Source organism: Mariniplasma anaerobium (assembly GCF_016865445.1).
Taxonomy (GTDB): Bacteria; Bacillota_I; Bacilli_A; order Acholeplasmatales; family Acholeplasmataceae; genus Mariniplasma; species Mariniplasma anaerobium.
On sequence record NZ_AP024412.1, the window covers coordinates 645819 to 664281 of the forward strand.

Here is an 18463-nt window from a genome sequence, read left to right on the forward strand (position 1 = left end):
ATGGACGAAAAGAAAAAATACCCTAAATCAAGCATATTTAAACCGCTAAGACATTTTAAATATCTATTCAAAAAACCTGTAACTCATCCAATGAATACAATTTTTACTAAGAAAAACGCAAGTTATTTAAATGATAATTTATTAATTAAATTAAAATCAAGATTAGACTCTAATCCACGAACTGCACCAGATAATTTAAGAGGTTTTCATGTTAACGATTGGTCAAAATGTATTGGTTGTTCAACTTGTGAATCAATTTGCCCAACTGACGCGATTAAAATGGTTGAAAGAACTGATTTACCTATGGTTGCAGGAGCTTATCAACAAAGACCAGTGATTGATTATGGTAGATGTTGTTTTTGTGGACTATGTGTAGATACATGTACAACTGAATCATTAAAAATGAGTAAAGAATATATCTATTCAGACTCTGATCCTGATAGTTTCTTACTGATGCCTGAAAGTACATGGCAAGGTGAAGAAGTTGAAATAGGTTATGTTAAAAATGCAACAACTGATTTACTTGATTTAAAGAGAATACCTATGGATCATATAGGTGCAGATGAAAGAGTTAAAAGCTATATTGAAGTCATCAGAGGTTATTCTAAAGAATTTGCTAAACAAGAAGCTGCCAGATGTGTTGAATGTGGTGTTTGTACCACAGCATGTCCTGTACAAATGCATATACCACAATACATCAAAGCTATTTGGGAAGATGATATTGAAGGTGGCTTGAGAATTATGTATGAAACAAATCCACTACCAGGCGTTTGTGGAAGAGTTTGCACACATAACTGTGAAACTGCTTGTGCGATCGCTGTAAGAGGCGAAGGTATCGCGATTCGTTGGTTAAAGAGATACATTATTGATAGTGCACCTGATGATATGTATGAAAAGATATTTAGCGAACCAGTATCAGAAATCATTGATGCGAAAATCGCAATTGCTGGATCTGGCCCTGCAAGTCTTAGTGCTGCATATTATTTAAGAGGACTAGGTTATAAAGTAGATGTATTTGAAGAAAAATCTAGACCAGGTGGCGTCGCTAGTTATGGTGCTCCTCAATATAGAATTCCTGATTATGCAGTAGAAAAAGATATTAACTTCATTAAAAAGATTGGTGTTAATTTTAAAACTAATGTAAGAATTGGTAAAGATATCACTTTAGATGAATTAAGTAAAGATTATGACGCAACGTTCTTAGGTACAGGTTTCTTTAAAGCAAGAAAACTAAACATTCCTGGATCTGATCATATAGATGTTATTGGCGCTATGGACTTCCTACCTTTAACTAGAGATTTAGCTAGAGGTGATTTGAAAATAGAAGATATTAACGTTAAAGAATCGGCTGTAGTTGTAGGTGGTGGTGATGTTGCATTTGATGTAGCAAGAAACTTAATTAGAATACAACTTATGAAATTTGGAAAAGCTGATGTAAAACTTACATCACTTGAAAGCCTAGATATTCTACCTGCTAGTAAAGAAGAACTTGAAGAAGGTGGCCAAGAAGGTGTTCAATTCCATTTTGGTAATGGACCTCAAGAAATCGTTGTTAACAAGGGTAAAGTTGAAGGCTTAAAAGTTTGGAAATGTTTAAGTGTCTTTGATGAAGAAGGTAAATTTAATCCTAAATTCGATCAAGCACAAGAATCAATACTTAAAGCTAAACAAGTGTATTTCTCAATTGGTCAAGCACCAGACTATGATTACCTACCAGAAGACATTCAATCAAAAATAACTTTTGTTAGAGGCAAAATTAAAGCTGATATGAATGGTCAAGTTGATGGTGTTAAAGGGTTATTTATTGGTGGAGACATTAATAGAGGACCAGATATTATCACAGCAGTATCAGATGGACATAGAGCAGCAATAGGCATTGATGATTATCTTTATAAGAAATCTAAGAAAACAGAAGCATCAGATTACTTTAAAGAAATTAGAGAAGCTATTAAAGTCAACAATCCTGATTTAGCTTTAAAACCAATTAAAAAATAAGTATATAGCATAAAATAAACCCTATAAAAGCACTTAAAATAAGTTGCTCTATTTATAGGGTTTTTATTTTCTAATTGTGTCATGCATGCTTATTAAAAAATCATATAGAAATCAAATATTGACATGTGATATAATAAGACTAATAGAATTATAAAGATTATAGATAAATTATTAATATGAATGCTAAAAAAGTTGGGAGGCAAAGTTATGAACTTAATTAAAAGATATGTTTTATTGATCGTTATTTCAACTTTGCTTGCTTTTTCTTATGCTATGATTACAACTAAGATAGAAATTGAAACGCTAATCAATTGGTCAGCTTATCTTGTGCCTAGTATATTCGTATTTAATATCATGGTCTTCATTGCTATATTTAGTGAAGCAGTGTCTATATTAAAGAAAATTGCGTCTATAGATTTTAATGGTGTATTTATGCCATTGAATATCAAAAACAAAGATTATATGCCCTTATTTAAGTTATCAATTGAAATTAAACCAAACCATTTAAGATCAGTAGTGAGTCGTTGCTGATTGATCTCCTTTTTAATTAAAACAAAAAAAAGGAGATTATAACAAATGAATAAAATTAAAGCATTTATAGCAAGCTATAAATCTATTTTAATGTTGAAAAAAACATTAAATAAAACATATAATATCAAAAGATATATACTTGTTTATACAATTACATTTTTAACGATGGGGTTAATTTTTACTGTATTATTCCCAAGCGATACAATTACTGAGAATCTAGGCTATGTTGTTATGTCTGTCATAACAATCTTTTTAGGTTCTTTTTTAGTTGCTTTATATGATGCAGAGGAAGTCTTTAAAAAAAGATATAAATTATCGTATTCAATCAAGACAGTTTTATTTTTCGAAGGATTGGAAAAAGCAACAACAATTTTTATTATCATGAGTCTTTTATTAAGTAAGTATTTTGAGTTGTTAGCACCAACTTATTTAGTGGTTATGTTATTTGTAGCAGCAATCATTTTAGGGATCGTTGTACTTATCGTTAATAGGTCTCTTAAAGATAATTATTCAATATCTAAATCTATCATCATAGATTCAGTTTCAATCTATTTGTTTTTCATGATCATTCCAAAAGTGATATATATAGAACAAATATTTTATGCGTTTGTAGTTTACAGTTTACTTTTACTAGGTTTATTACTAGTTAAATTACTACTACTAGAGTATACGAAATTCACATTTATTAAGTTTAAGACAATAAAAGCAATGTTTTTTATCACACTAATCATTATCTTTTTTACAATCTACAATATATATGACCATAATGTGATGGGAAAACCAATTATCAAGCGTGAATTTAATTTAGATATGAGTGATCCAGGCGGCATTGCATATAACTCTTTGGTACATGAAGATAAAATTTATGTATTAAATCGACGTTTGTTTGTATATGATCTAGATACTGGAGGCTCTGAAATTATGTATGACCAAGTTGTCCCTGGATTAGCAACAAATATGGTTGTATATGATGATGCCGTTCATTTTAGATATCAAGTAAGTGGAGAGGAAGATTTAGGATATGGCTATATTAATGAAGCAGGCGAATTAATTGAAGAAGTCAGCGAGAGTTCATGTCAAGTAGAAGATTATATGCAACTTACTAAATTTGGGTATACAATACCCAAATGTTTAGGATCAGAAGACATATATCTTACAGAAGATATCTATTATTCAGTTGATGAAGATAGACAAAGAGCATTATTTTCTACGATTGATACATGGGAAATATATTCTTATCCATTTACAGCTTTAGCTTATGATAATTATGTTCTTGCTAAATTAAATGTTGGACAATCATTTTTCAATAGTACACTAAAAATTATAGATGTTACAATATCTGGTGAAACTGAAAGACAATATTTAAAAATCCCGAAAAATACATCAAATATTAAATTGATGGATATTGATCAAGATTTGATGACATTCATATTTGCCAATAACAATTATATTTCTAGTTCAGTAGATTCCATGATGACATATGATGCAAATGGGAAGTTGCTAGAATATTTAGATATTTATTATCCATATATTGACTATGATGCTGATGATGAAAACATATACCTCATATTCATTGGTGACAATGAAACTTTTGCCTATAAGATATATGTATTGGATAAAGAGCATATTGCAACATTTGTTATGCCAAAATACTCAAAAAGAAGTGAGGTAGCTTTTTCAAATCCATCCTTTGACAGAGAAGAAAAAGTTAATTTAGTATTTGAGATTATATTTAGTGTGATGGTCATTACAATTATAGTTGTTCCAGGTGTAAGGAATAATAATCAAAAGAATCGATAAAAGAAAAATTCATATCAAAAAATAACGCTTGAAGTTTATGACTTCAAGCGTTTTATATTATTCTTTATTTTGATTTCCTTGGTGAATAACAAGTTGAGGAAATGGTATAGTGATGCCATTTTTATCTAATAGAATCTTTAATTCTTTATTTAAAAGTCGTCTAACTTTTAGGCGATCTTTTTCTTCACAATGTGCAATCACACGTACAATAACAGCTGAATCTCCTAGTTGATCAACACCATCATAAATAGGGCCTTGCACAATTTGTGGAATTTTTTCCTTAATCAATGGAAGATTTTGTTTAATAATATCTTCAACTTTATCAAGATCTGCACTATATTCAATGGACACTTCAGAGATTGCAAAAGATAGTTCTTCAGAAAGATTAACGATTTCTCTTATATCAGAATTTGCGATAATCAATATATTACCATAAATATTTTTTATTCTTGTGTTTCTAGGACCAATTTCTAAAACTTCACCTCTAAAATCACCGACTTCAACAAAATTACCGACAACAAATTGTTTCTCAAAGATGATTGATAACCCTGCAAAAACATCTTCTAGTAAACCTTGAGCTCCAAATGATATAGCTAAGCCAGCAATCCCAGCTCCAGCTAATAGTGTTGGTGTTGGAACATTCCAAGCAGACAACACAAGAATTAAGGCAATGACCATAAACGCAAATTTTGTCATTGATATGATCAGAATGCCAATGGTTTCTTTTCTAGTATTGTTTTTTGTGAGTAATTTAATAAGTACTGAAATCACATAATATAAGATACCTATAAATAATATGACTGCGATACTTTCTAAAATATTGATATAGTTGTTTTTAAAAAGACTCACAACATCAAAAAATTTTCCAATTGAACTATCGATAATAGTTGCAAAAGCACTATCTGGAAATAAAATATTTGCTAGACTTCCAATCAAGATAAATATAATGATGATACCTAAAACTATCCATTTGTGTAAATCTAAATTACTTGTTTTTTCTTTTTCTTGTTTTTTCATTTGTTTGTCTCCTTAGTTTAATATAATAATTTCAATGATTTGAGTGATTAAAAAATTGTTTTGGCTTTGCATACCTATGATGATTTGATAATCAGAAGAAGTTGGTATAAATATGGTAAATGAGATTGATTTATCATTTGGATTGACATCAAAGATATATGATTGTCCATCCAAATACATATATTGATCATCTAATGTTTCATAGGTTTCAAAATAGGCATATTGGAAATAATTGTTTGGATCATTTAGATTGATTGTAACTTCCATGTAATCATCAAATGTCTCTATGCTAAACGTATATGTATAAGAATCAAGTGTTGTTGTTTCTTCTTGATAAACAATTTGGGTTTCTTGCCTTAAGGTCTGTGGATTTTGATATGTTGCAAGACATTCAAATGTGTATGTTGTACCTGGTGATAAGTCTTTGATGACAAATTGATTTTCTCCATATTCACCTTCTAGTAAAATAACTTGATCAGTTCTGATAAGAAAATCATTTTTATAAATATTCATTTGATAACTAATGGATTCTATAGACATATCATTGTATACATAAAAGCCGATTTCTTCACTATTTATAAAATCCATATAAAGTGATGTGTAGAGTTCAAACTTTGGTGTTACCCAAATTTCATCTAGTATTATAGTGTCATCAACTGTGGTTGCTTCTAGGTATATATGAAAAGGCTCATATGTATAAATATCAGTTAATACAATAGTCTCTCTATTTGAAGTAATAGCAATAGATTGATATTCAAATTCTGTGCCATGTCCATAACTATAGCCATAATATAAATCTATAGAAGTATAGGCTAAAGTGGGGTCATTAATGGATATATCGACATCATAGGTTGTCATAAAATCCATTTGATCAGGTGTGACTGATAATATCGTTCCACCAATTTTTTCTTTGGTTGTGATTTTTAGGGTGTCTAGTCTTTCTTGTCCAAAGCCTTTATTTCCATAAACACTTAAACGATATTCAGTGTTTTGTTCTAAATCAGTAAAATAACCTGAGTTTTCACCCAAGTTAATCGCATGCTCATAATATTCTAATTGATTTTCAAGCACAACAAAAACTGTAGATAAATCTAATGCATTGTCTTGATCAGTAATATTGACTTGATAGACTATTTCATCAGTTAAAGCGACAGCTTTTATAATTTCTGCTTTAGGAGAAGCAGGAATTAAAGTAACAGCAGCAACAACTGCAACTGTAGCCATAGCAAAAGTAGACATTAAGTCTTTGATGGCTTCAAAACGTCTTTTATTTTCTTCATTTTTTCTGTTACGAGATTTTCGCATTTTATCCCCATATTTTAAAATTTATAAAAACAAAGGCTAAATCGTGATGTATTATATTTATTATATAACATAAATTATAAAATGGAAATATCAAATTAAGGTTATTGTAATTAATGTTATAATAAAATTATAAGAGGTGATGATTAATGAAGATACTCATTATAGGTGGTAAAAGATTTGTTGGATATCATATTGCAAAGGCTGCCGAGGCTAGAGGACATGAAATAGTTTTTTTTAATCGCGGCAAAACAAATAGTAAATTATTTCCAAAATCAAAAAATATTATAGGTGATAGAAATACAGATATGTATAAATTAGAAAACATGAAATTTGATGCAGTTATTGATACATGTGCATACTTTCCTAAACAAATTGAAAAAAGTTTGAATGTTTTAAAAAACAATTTTAATAGATATTTATTTATATCGTCTTTTTCAGTTATTAATCCTAAAGAAGAAGGGTTTGATGAGACTGTTGATCTAGTTGACTTAGACTTTAATTCAACAAAAATAACAGGAGAAACTTATGGACCTTTAAAAGCTGCTTGTGAGAAACAAGTAGTTGATATGATAGGCATTGAAAAATCGATCATCATCAGACCAGGCTATATAGTAGGAGAAAAGGATTATACGGATAGATTTACCTATTGGCCAGTTATGATTAACTATATGGATAACATGATCATTCCAAAAAATGATCAATTTAACTTTAAATATGTAGATGCAAAAGACTTAGGTAGTTTTGTGATTCTTGCTTTAGAAAAAGAATTAAGTGGAATCTATCATTTACAAGGGCCACAAGAAGATTTAAAATTTATTGACTTCATTAAAACATGCCAAAGCATTTTAAATCCATCATGTAATTTAATAGAATTAGAATACGCTTGGTTTAAAGAAAATGATATTATAAAACCACTTTCTTTTCCTTTATATAATGATGATCCATTTGGCAAGCTAATATATTCTGGAAATCAATTAAAATCTTATCAACATGGATTTGCATCAAGAGATTTAAAAGATACGATCATGGACGCATTTAACTGGTTTCAAGAAGTTAAAGGTGATGCAAATGAGATTGCAGTTGGTATGAAACCTTTTGAAATGAAAGAATATTTAAAAAAACTTAACCAAGGTTAATTTAATACTAGAATTTTTTTATTTAGGTAATTACAATATGTTATAATGAATATATTATTTATCAAGTTAAGAATAGATTTAGGGGAGGTTTTATGAAGATATTACTTAAAATAGTAGGTGTTTTTGTAATTGCTTTTTTACTAATTAGTTGTGATAAACCAATAGAAGAACCAGAGATTGTAGAGCATACAATTTCTTTTGTTGTACCTGAAGGAATTGAAGCTTTAGATGATATAGAAGTTGAATCAGGAAAAACAATAGAGCTACCTGAATTAACAGATATAGGCGAGTATCAATGGTATGAAGATTCTGCTTTAAGCATAGTTTTTGATGAAGAAGCACTGATAACTAAAGATATGACTTTGTATCTTGTGGGACAATCTTATGATACAATCACTTATTACATTAAAAATTTTGGTTATGTATATGATATCTATGATGAAAAAACTAATATTTATAATCCAAATGGTGTTACACATCCAGCACCAGAAATAGAAGGATATACATTCATCGGATGGTATTTAAATGAAGATTATTCATCACCAGTAGAAGACTCTCTCTTTATCACTAGTGCAAGTTCTGAAAACTTTTCACTTTATGGAAAATATGAGGTAAACACATATCATATGACATTTGTATTGAATGGTCAATCTTATATTGAATATGATATAGTCTATGATGAATTGATTACTTTAGGAAGACCACAAGTCAAAAATGGACAAACATTTAGTGGGTGGTTTCTTGATGAAGCATTAACCCTAACATTTAATGACCTTCATATGCCAGGTAAAGATTTAGTTTTATATGGATCACTTTTATTAGATACTGAGTTTAGTTCATATACATCTATTGAGATTATAAAAAATATGGCTTCATATGGTGAAGTTATAGAATTCACAGGTATCGTAACAGCCACATTTAGAGGAGAAACATATTTATCCGATGGAATTGAAGCAATAGTATTTGATACTGATGCTGATTTTGAGATTGGAGATAAGATTAGAGTTGTAGGAACTTTCCGACCTACGGGTCTTTCTATAGCCATAACAGAAGTTATAGAAACAGAAGTTATACAAACTGGTTTAGAAAATCCTTTTGATGTAAGTGAATCTACCATTAAGGATTTAATTGATAATTATTTTGCAGATATAGATCAATTAGGACAAAAATTTATTATAAGCGGTGAGTTTCAATTTATTGATGGTAACTATATGGGTATATATGATGAGTTTGGCAATTATCTTGTTATCATAATTGAAAATTTAATTGATTCATTTGAATTAAGAAATTATGCAGATAAGACGGTAACATTGGAAGTTATTTTACTTGGTTATCTGTATAGAGGACTTAATATAGGTTATAGTGGATTACTTGACGACATTACAATCATTGAAGATAAAGATGATCAATTGAGTTTATCTGAAGATATTTTATGGATTAGAGAGTTTATGCCAATGGGTGTTTACTATAAAGTAGACATTCCTTCATATGCATTTAACGGATCAAAAGTTTCTAATATTGAATGGTCTCATCCTCAGTATTTTAATGATTATAATTATTTTGTTGAAGAACCTGAAAATGGCTTCAATTTTACATTATCACTTACTTTGACTAAGGGAGATTATAGTGAAGATATAGAACTTTCATTTATCTATGTATATCCTTGTTTAATATCAGATATTATAAATTTAGAGACGTCAAGGGTTATTACAATCAATGGATTTATTTATAGTATTAATGATGATGGTTTTTATTTACATAGTTTGTATGATGGTGTTTACATATTCGTTAACAATAAAGATGCTTTAGAAGATTATGGTATTGGTGACTCTATTAGTATTACCGGAAACTGGGATGATAATGAGTTAGATGCTTATGAAATTAGAGAGTTTGTTAACTATATAACCTATGTACCTTATATGATAAAGGAATTATCAAATGAATTTCGTTTAGAAATTGAACAACACCCATTTTCTTCAGCTATCTATGTAGGATATTTCAATGTAATCTATGATGATATATCAAATGAGATTGAATTGCAATCATTTGAAACTTTAAGTATATATATAGAAGCAATTTCATTCATTGATATTGATTTTTTAAAAGAATTTAATAATTCGACTATAGAATTACGGTTTGTTGTTAATTTGGATGATGAAATTATATTTATAGGATTTGAATAAATAAAGATTTTGACTATTTGAGATAAAAAAATAAGAATTAAACATAGGATTAAAAGTTGATGATACAATAATAATAGATTATACATGGAGGATATTACAATTAATAAAATATATATAACGCTAATGATATTAGCGATAACCTTAACTGGATGTAGTGCAACTGTTGATCAAGAAGAAGAGGTGATTGATTTTTCACAATTTCCTTATGAGACTTACTTAAAAAATGATAATCCTGTTGTTACGATTACTGTAGAGGATTATGGAGATATGAAATTACAGCTTTTCCCTGATTTAGCAAAAAATACAGTAGATAATTTTATAAAATATATTTATCAAGGATCTTATGAGGGTAGTACTTTTCATAGAATTATAGAAGACTTTATGATTCAAGGTGGTATCGTGTCTAATCCAAACTGTCAAATACAAGGCGAGTTTTCATCAAATGGTATTGCAAATGATTTATCACATCAACGTGGTGTTATATCCATGGCAAGAACATCTATAAAAAATAGTGCAACTAGTCAATTTTTTATAGTTCACAATGATAGTGTCTTTTTAGATGGTAGTTATGCTGGATTTGGTGGTTTAATAAGCGGGTTTGATATATTAGATCAACTTGCTGGTGTTTCTACCAACTCAAGTGATGGCCCCTTAGATGATGTTGTGATTACCAGTATATCTATTGATTTAAAAGGATATGAAGCTGGCCAAGTAAGTTGTGCAAGTTAATCAATAAACAAAAAAAGGGCAATGCCCTTTTTTATTTGAAAAATATATGGAGTATCAGTCTTCAGTAAAGCCTTCATTGATTAAATAGTCTTTTACTAAAGCAATCGTTTCTAAAGAAGTTTTTGGTGGATTGGTTGTTAAGGTCGTGATATTTAATTCTGAAAATGTTTTATTTTTAAAATCTAGATCAATAACAACACTATAATTAAGTGATTCAAGCGTGAGTATACCAAACTCTACAACAGTAGTATCTAATACATCTTTAATGAAATTATCTTTTTGTAATAAAAGATTTTCCATCGTGTCTTGATTAGTGAAATTAAAGTAGACATCTGTTGCAGTAAAGATATAACTATAACTATGAGTGATAGGATTAAAATAAACTGTAGATATTTGACTAATTTCAAGGATTTCATCAAAATCTATATAAATTTGTTTACTGATATCAAACATGTCTTCTATATCCAAAGTAGTATCGGAAATATCTTCAAATTTAAGGATATATATAAAGTACTCATCTCTGAAATTAGAATAGTCGACAAGCACACTTTGATCGAAAAAATCAAGTGATGCAGCAGATTCTATAACCATTGTTTCAATTAAATGATTGCGAGTTGCTGTGTCACATGTATTAGACTCATTTTCTTCGATAAGGTTTTTGATGCAAATTTCAAGTTCTTTTTGTGTATCACTTAATTTTGTACACCCACTAAGTAATAAGGCAAAAAGTAAAATCATAATTGTTAGTGTTTTTTTCATAGTATATCTCCAAAATCCAGTATGTTTAACATTAGATTTAGTTTACTATGAATGTATAGAAAATACAATAAAATATTATTTTTTATTTATATACATATAAACTATAAATTCATATTGACTTTTGATATGTATGAGCGTAATATTTAAGATGTTGCTATAAATTAAGAATATATTATTGGGGTTATTTATGTCTAGATTAAAGCCTAAACTGTTTTCTGTGATGAAGACATATACAAAGGCACAGTTTTTAAAAGATATCATTGCAGGAAGTATAGTAGCTATCATAGCGCTTCCTTTGTCTATTGCTTTAGCTATCGCTTCAGGCGCTTCTCCAGAATCAGGATTATATGCGGCAATTATAGGTGGATTTATTATTTCCTTTCTTGGTGGAAGTAGAGTTCAAATTGGTGGTCCAACTGGAGCATTTATGGTCATCGTATTTGGAATTATTACCGAGTTTGGTATGGATGGATTGATTATTGCTATGATTATGGCAGGAATTATAATGATTTTTTTAGGGTTGCTTAAAATGGGAACTATGATCAAATTTATTCCTTACCCTATCATAACTGGATTTACAAGCGGAATAGCTTTTGTCATTTTCTCTTCACAAATTAATGATTTTTTAGGTCTTGGTATCTCTCAAGTCCCTTCAGATTTTATAGATAGATGGAAATCCTATGCTCTAAATTTTTTAAAAATTGATTTAATGACATTTTTGATTGGTGCACTTACACTGATTATTATTATATTTTGGCCAAAAGTTAGCAAGAAAATTCCTGGTACTTTAATAGCATTGATCATAGCTTCATTACTAGTTGGATTATTTGATTTAAATGTTGCAACAATAGGAACTAAATTTGGAACACTTTCTTCAAGTTTTCCAAAGTTTCAAATGCCAACCATAACTTTTGATTTAATCAAGTTACTTATAGCACCAGCATTTGTTATTGCATTTTTAGCCTCAGTTGAGTCGTTGTTATCTGCAGTTGTATCAGATGGTATGATTGGAAGTAAACATCAATCTAATATGGAATTGATTGCACAAGGTGCAGCAAATATTGGATCTGCATTTTTTGGAGGTATTCCAGTAACAGGTGCACTTGCTAGAACAGTAGCAAACATTAAAAATGGTGGTAGGACTCCAATTGCTGGCATTACACATTCTATTGTTCTATTAATCATATTAGTATCTTTAATGCCACTGGTACAACATGTACCATTGACATCTCTTGCGGCTATATTATTCATTGTTGCTTATAATATGAGTGAGTGGAGAGAGTTTAAAGGACTTTTAAAGTCACCAAAAAGTGATGTTGCGATTTTATTAACAACTTTTGTTTTAACTATAACTGTTGATTTAGTTGTTGCACTAGAGATAGGTTTAGTAATGTCTATGTTCTTATTTATGAAGCGTATGAGTGATGTATCAGATATTTCAATTAAGAATTTAGATTTTACAGAAACAAATCATGCAGATGGTGAAAAAGCTTATACAAATGAATCCAAAAAGTATCCTTCATTAGATGGTGTGAAAATGTATCAAATTAATGGTCCATTTTTCTTTGGAGCAGCATTTAAATATATTGAAGCAATTAATCAGCTTGATACAAAGATTGAATATCTTATTATAGGCATGAAGCATGTTCCTGCTATAGATGCAACAGCACTTCATTCATTTCATATATCTTTACAAACATGTAAATCAAAACATATTACTGTTTTGATTACTGGACTTAGATCGCAACCATATCAAACATTATTGAAAGCAAACATGATTGAAAAAATCGGAGAAGATCATATCTTTAAAACCATTGAAGAAGCTGTACAAATGATAAAAAATAATAGGGAAACTAAATAAATATTTTATGATATAATGATATTAAATAATTAAAAGGGGATATTTATGACAAGAAAAGTTACTTTAGAAAGAAAAAAGAGTTTTGTTGCATCAATTATGAAGGTCTATGTTTATGTACAAAGTGGTGAACCATATGATTTAAAATTAGATGGTGTACCATTAAGATTAATCGATCCACCACTTAAAAATGGACAAAGCATTACATTTGACGTTCCAACTTATGATGCATATGTCTATGTTGTATTTGATAAACATTTTCCTAAAAAATATAATGCTAAGTTTTTATTAAAAGCTGGCCAAGAGAGTGTTAAGCTTTATACAAAACCGCGATTAAATCCTTTTAAAGGAAATCCGTTTTCAATTTTTCAATAAACCAACATCTAAACACCTTCCATTACAATGGAAAGTGTTTTTTCATAAATTACACAAAAAAAATTTTACACTTGACAATAGTTCGAATATGAACTATAATTAGTTTGAATTCGAACCAAAGGAGGAAATTATGGATCGTATAAATTTTAGAGTATTGGAAAAGTTTTCAAAAGATATTGAAAGAGGGTTTAGACCAGAGGTTGGGCATAAAATCAATAGAAATGAAGTTGAGTTGTTATTTCTAGTTGATGAAAAACCAGATATGCCGTTTAAAGAATATGGGCACATACTTCATCTAGAAAAAAGTTCATTTACGTATTTAGTTGATCTCTTAGAAGCTAAAGACTTAGCAATTAAATTAGATGATGAAATTGATAAGAGAAAAAAATCTATTGTGCTTACAGAAAAAGGCAAAAAAACTGTTGAAATGTTAGAAGTACAGCATCATGAATTTATGCAAAAAAGATTAAGTTTGTTTTCAAAAGAAGAATTTGAATCTTTAAAACAAGCAGTAGAGGTTATCGAATCTCTTGAAAAGAAATTACCAAGAGACCCAAAACATCCTAAACATAGAGATCATTACAATGATTAAGTGTTAAAAAGTGTGTAAAGATATAAAAAAAGACTCAACTTATAAGTTGTGTCTTTTTTTCTTATACTTGTATAGAATACAAGTATTCTCATGATTTTATTCAACTAATTGTTTTTTAGGTGTACCCATGAAAAAAGAAAGAATTAAAGTTATACTAGTAAAAATAACCATGCCTAATATCGCAATATTATAATTGCCAGTTAAATCAAAAGATATTCCAAATGGTAGTGGACCTAGTGCACTTCCAGCTACCATGAATATAGTAGCGGCACCACGAATACTACCTAAATATTTAAGACCAAAATAGTTTGGCCAAAGTATGTTAAGGGTAATATTTTGAACTGCAATTGCTAATCCGTAAAATAAAATAAACATAATAGCTTGTGAAACATTAGTAATTAGAAGCATGAGGATTACCATTGATAAAATCATCATGATTAGAGATGTAGATAAGATGCGCTTTACAGGTTGTTTATCAATAATTGGTTTTGCCATAAAAGGAATAATAAAAGATGGGACAGCGATTAATCCTATAATCATTGCTGCTGTAGCATTATTGATGCCTCTTAAACCCATTAAATTGAAAAAATGAAATGTCATACCTGTTGAAAACATAGCAGGTATCATTGATATAAGACCAGCAATCCAAAATTCTTTTGTTTTGAGGGCTTCTGATAAAGAAAAACTGTTTTTATTCATCTTTGTTAAGCTGCTTTGTACGCTTTGGCTATCTTCATCTTCCTGATTTTCCATGGGAATATTATGGTCTTCTGGTCTATTTGCTGCAAATATATAAACAGTTGGAATGAAAATAAAGAATAATATTAAACTCCAGATTCTCCATGCGTTTTCCCAACCTAATTGAGTGATTAACCATAGATTAAATGAAGGAATTAATAATGCTCCTAATAATCCACCAATAGCTGAAAGACTAATTGCTAGTGTTCTATTTTTTTCAAACCATTTAGGTGTCAATGTGTTAGGTAATAATGTTAGAGATCCTTGTCCAAAATATCTTAACAAGAAAAAACTTATAAAAATCATAACAATATTGGAAGTAAAACTACTAAAAAAAGCCGATAAAGCTAACATAGCTCCGGCTATCATAATCATTTTTCTTGCTCCATACTTATCTGTTGCTCTACCCATAAAAATGATTAAAGCACCACTTAGAATAGTAGCAATACTATAAGTAGATGAGATAAGTGTAGAAGAATAAGAAAAAACATTTTCATATTCATTTACAAATACACTAATGGAGTATGTTTGACCAGGTGAACTCATAAAGAAAGTAAGATTACTGATGAGAACAATCACCCATCCATAATAAAACTTATTATTTATTTTTTTAATGACTTTTTCCATAAAAAGTCCTCCTACAAGTCATTATTATATCATAGAGTTAGATGAAAATGGCAATCAAATGTTTCATCAAGATAGAAAATGATTTAAAAATGCAGATAAGCCATTTTCTTCATTCATATTTTTGATTTTTCTTGTCAATATTGTATAATTGAATAACAAGGGGTGAGCTTATGAGAAAAGTGCTATTTGTGTTATTGCTTTTTGCTTTCATAGTATCTATAAATGGTTGTCTTGATCAAGACAGAGCATATATAGATAACCAAGACTCAGAAGAAAATATAGAAGATCCTAAAGATGAAGAAGGTGAAGATATTATGGATAACACTTGTCAAGCTAGTGAGTTAGTTTCAATAAACCAAACACATACACTTAATGCAGATGAACTTTGGAGTCATAGCATGGTTTGTGATAATTTAAAATTAGAAAATTCAATGATTAAATTAGATGATAATAACTTCCAAGGCATATTAGAAACTAGTGATTTTCATGTTGAATCTTTTGCTGAACTAGTTCCTACGTGGAATGTAGTTCTTGATGAGAAATCAACAGTAACAATATTCGTAGCTATTGGCAATCATACTGGTTACTCAGATTATTATGCAATGGCTTTATGGAGAAAGACTTATAAAACATCTTTAGAAGATCAAGTAGATCAATATGGCAGAAAAACAATTGATACAATAACACCTAAATTAATAGATATAAATCGAATTAAATTTAAAGTTATTTTTGCTAAAAGTGATACAGATGCTACAGCTTTAAAAAATATAAGTATCACAACTATTCCTAAACAAAGTGAGAATCATTATGATTTTAGTATTTTACAAGAAAAATCTATTTTATTAGAACCAAGACAGCAATTAAGTGTTCCAGCTATTGGAAATCTAATCTGCTCACCAACATCGTTGTCTATGGTATTAAATTACTACAATCATAGTGAGTCACAATCATTGGTTTCCAGTTATGTATTTGATCAAGGTGCACAAATTTATGGGAACTGGAGTTTTAATGCAAGTTATGCAGGTGGATTTGATGATTTATATGCACGTGTACAATATGCAAATGATTTATCAACACTAAGCTCATATATAAATAATGACCAGCCACTTGTATTATCCATAAGAACTCAAACTAAAGAAGAACTAGAAGGTAGTATTATGGCATATCCATCTGGACATTTACTTGTTTTAACGGGCTTCAAACTTATTGATGACACTTGGTATGCTTTAGTAAGTGATCCTGCTGAATATGAAGATTCGAAAGTTAATAGAGAGTATAATCTTCAAGATTTATTAGATGCTTGGCGTGGCTATATATATGTAGTGCAAACTACACCATTTTAAATCATCTTGTGATAAAATAATAAATAGAAGGTTTATAAACAAAAGGAGTTTATCATATGATTTTATTAGAAGTATTTATTTATGTCTCATCTTTATCATTGATTATAAGTTTGATGATTAAAAAACCAATAAAACCTATATATGTCATATTTTTATGGGGGACTTCAGTATTAGCTATTGTCTTGCATTTAATTTTACAAGGATCAAGATGGCAATTTTACTTGCTTTATCTTGCATTACTTCTAATAGGTGTTTTAATATATTTCAGTCTAATCATGAATACGACTTTAAAGACTTTCATAAGAAGAACACTAATGATTATTTCAAGTGTATTTATTGTTATTTCAGCTATTTCTATTTTAGTTTTCCCTATGTATGATTTACCTATACCTAGTGGTAATTATTTAATAGGAACTGAATCTTTTGTAATCGATGATCAAGCAAGATTAGAACTTTATAGTCAAGATCCAAATGATTTTAGAAGAACAAAAATTCAAATATGGTATCCAGCAGATACTATCGATGGATACGAACAAGCACCTTGGCTAGAAGATGGATTGGTTGTTGCTAGAGCACTTAGTAAGGATACAGGATTGCCTGACTTTGTACTAGATCACACTGTAAATATTTTGTCAAATTCATACTTTAATGCACCGATAAGTACTGATTTAGAGAATTATCCTATTGTTATCTTGTCACATGGATGGAGAGGCTTTAGAAATCTTCATACTGATTATGCAGAAGAGTTAGCAAGTCAAGGATATATTGTTGTCGGTATAGATCACTCTTATGGATCAGTTGCAACCTTATTTGATGACGATGATGTAGCCTATCTTAATTTAGATGCATTACCCGACAGACAAACAACAAATGATTTCATAGAGTATGCAAATCAATTAGTATATACATATGCTTCAGATATAACTGCCACTTTAGATTATTTAGAAGATATTAATGATATTGATAGTCAATCAAGATTTAGTGGAAAATTAGATTTAGATAAAATAGGTTTACTTGGTCATTCAACTGGTGGTGGAGCTGATGTTGCTGTTGCACTAGATGATGATAGAATTGCTGCTGTTATCGGACTTGATGCTTGGGTTGAATCTATTAATGAAAATAGAATTAATGTAGGTTTAGACATACCATCTATGTTTTTAAGAAGTGGTAGTTGGGAAACTGGAGAAAACAATGCAAATCTTTTATCCTTAATTGAGCAAAGCACTTATCCATCTATACTTTATCAAATAGATGGCACAACACATTATGATTTTGCGATGGTTTATATGTATTCACCACTTGTTAAAACAATTGGATTTTCTGGAAGTGTAGAAAGTAGATATCTTGTTACTATTTTAAAATCAATGATTACAGATTTTTTTGATGAGGCATTAAAAGATGATGCGAATAGTCAAATAGATCCTAATCAATGGGAAGAAGTAAGAATCATTAATAGCTAATATGATCTATACATA

The 18463-nt window shown here is 29.4% G+C and carries 15 protein-coding genes; 11 read left to right on the plus strand and 4 right to left on the minus strand.

Going from position 1 to position 18463, the window contains the following annotated elements:
• The 3 genes from MPAN_RS03175 to MPAN_RS03185 all read left to right on the plus strand — a co-directional run bounded on the left by MPAN_RS03175 (position 1) and on the right by MPAN_RS03185 (position 4326).
• Entirely contained in the window at positions 1-1995 is a 1995-nt protein-coding gene (locus MPAN_RS03175) for an FAD-dependent oxidoreductase (RefSeq protein WP_176238569.1), read from the plus strand.
• A 207-nt stretch (positions 1996-2202) separates the two neighbouring features.
• Positions 2203-2526: a hypothetical protein gene (locus MPAN_RS03180; RefSeq protein WP_176238570.1), complete on the plus strand. Its 324-nt coding sequence runs from the start codon at positions 2203-2205 to the stop codon at positions 2524-2526.
• 45 nt (positions 2527-2571) lie between these two features.
• Positions 2572-4326, plus strand: coding sequence for a hypothetical protein (locus MPAN_RS03185; RefSeq protein ID WP_176238571.1), 1755 nt, complete (start codon positions 2572-2574; stop codon positions 4324-4326).
• Positions 4327-4383: 57 nt separating this feature from the next.
• Here the strand turns inward: MPAN_RS03185 and MPAN_RS03190 are convergent, their stop codons facing one another.
• Together MPAN_RS03190 and MPAN_RS03195 are read right to left on the minus strand one after the other, a co-directional pair.
• Positions 4384-5343: a mechanosensitive ion channel family protein gene (locus MPAN_RS03190; RefSeq protein ID WP_176238572.1), complete on the minus strand. Its 960-nt coding sequence runs from the start codon at positions 5341-5343 to the stop codon at positions 4384-4386.
• Positions 5344-5355: 12 nt separating this feature from the next.
• Positions 5356-6648: a hypothetical protein gene (locus MPAN_RS03195; protein WP_176238573.1), complete on the minus strand. Its 1293-nt coding sequence runs from the start codon at positions 6646-6648 to the stop codon at positions 5356-5358.
• 146 nt (positions 6649-6794) lie between these two features.
• Here MPAN_RS03195 and MPAN_RS03200 point away from each other — a divergent pair, with 146 nt between their 5' ends.
• The 3 genes from MPAN_RS03200 to MPAN_RS03210 all read left to right on the plus strand — a co-directional run bounded on the left by MPAN_RS03200 (position 6795) and on the right by MPAN_RS03210 (position 10696).
• Positions 6795-7784, plus strand: coding sequence for an NAD-dependent epimerase/dehydratase family protein (locus tag MPAN_RS03200; RefSeq protein WP_176238574.1), 990 nt, complete (start codon positions 6795-6797; stop codon positions 7782-7784).
• 92 nt (positions 7785-7876) lie between these two features.
• Positions 7877-9967 (plus strand): InlB B-repeat-containing protein, encoded by a 2091-nt coding sequence (locus MPAN_RS03205; RefSeq protein ID WP_176238575.1) that lies wholly within the window; start codon positions 7877-7879, stop codon positions 9965-9967.
• An 84-nt stretch (positions 9968-10051) separates the two neighbouring features.
• Entirely contained in the window at positions 10052-10696 is a 645-nt protein-coding gene (locus MPAN_RS03210; protein ID WP_231756810.1) for a peptidylprolyl isomerase, read from the plus strand.
• 54 nt (positions 10697-10750) lie between these two features.
• Here the strand turns inward: MPAN_RS03210 and MPAN_RS03215 are convergent, their stop codons facing one another.
• Positions 10751-11455: a hypothetical protein gene (locus MPAN_RS03215; RefSeq protein WP_176238576.1), complete on the minus strand. Its 705-nt coding sequence runs from the start codon at positions 11453-11455 to the stop codon at positions 10751-10753.
• Between the two features lie 187 nt (positions 11456-11642).
• On the opposite strand from MPAN_RS03215, the gene MPAN_RS03220 reads away from it, so the two are divergent.
• From MPAN_RS03220 to MPAN_RS03230, 3 genes are all read left to right on the plus strand, one after another.
• Positions 11643-13316, plus strand: coding sequence for a SulP family inorganic anion transporter (locus tag MPAN_RS03220; RefSeq protein ID WP_176238577.1), 1674 nt, complete (start codon positions 11643-11645; stop codon positions 13314-13316).
• A gap of 45 nt (positions 13317-13361) precedes the next feature.
• Positions 13362-13688: a hypothetical protein gene (locus MPAN_RS03225; RefSeq protein ID WP_176238578.1), complete on the plus strand. Its 327-nt coding sequence runs from the start codon at positions 13362-13364 to the stop codon at positions 13686-13688.
• Between the two features lie 130 nt (positions 13689-13818).
• Entirely contained in the window at positions 13819-14280 is a 462-nt protein-coding gene (locus MPAN_RS03230; protein WP_176238579.1) for a MarR family winged helix-turn-helix transcriptional regulator, read from the plus strand.
• Between the two features lie 96 nt (positions 14281-14376).
• On the opposite strand, the gene MPAN_RS03235 is transcribed toward MPAN_RS03230, so the two are convergent.
• Positions 14377-15645 carry an MFS transporter gene (locus tag MPAN_RS03235; RefSeq protein ID WP_176238580.1) on the minus strand — a complete coding sequence of 423 codons (1269 nt, stop codon included), beginning with the start codon at positions 15643-15645 and terminating at the stop codon, positions 14377-14379.
• A 170-nt stretch (positions 15646-15815) separates the two neighbouring features.
• Here MPAN_RS03235 and MPAN_RS03240 point away from each other — a divergent pair, with 170 nt between their 5' ends.
• Both MPAN_RS03240 and MPAN_RS03245 read left to right on the plus strand, forming a co-directional pair.
• Positions 15816-16988 carry a C39 family peptidase gene (locus MPAN_RS03240; protein ID WP_176238581.1) on the plus strand — a complete coding sequence of 391 codons (1173 nt, stop codon included), beginning with the start codon at positions 15816-15818 and terminating at the stop codon, positions 16986-16988.
• Positions 16989-17044: 56 nt separating this feature from the next.
• Positions 17045-18448 (plus strand): alpha/beta hydrolase family protein, encoded by a 1404-nt coding sequence (locus MPAN_RS03245; RefSeq protein ID WP_176238582.1) that lies wholly within the window; start codon positions 17045-17047, stop codon positions 18446-18448.
• Positions 18449-18463: the final 15 nt, after the last annotated feature.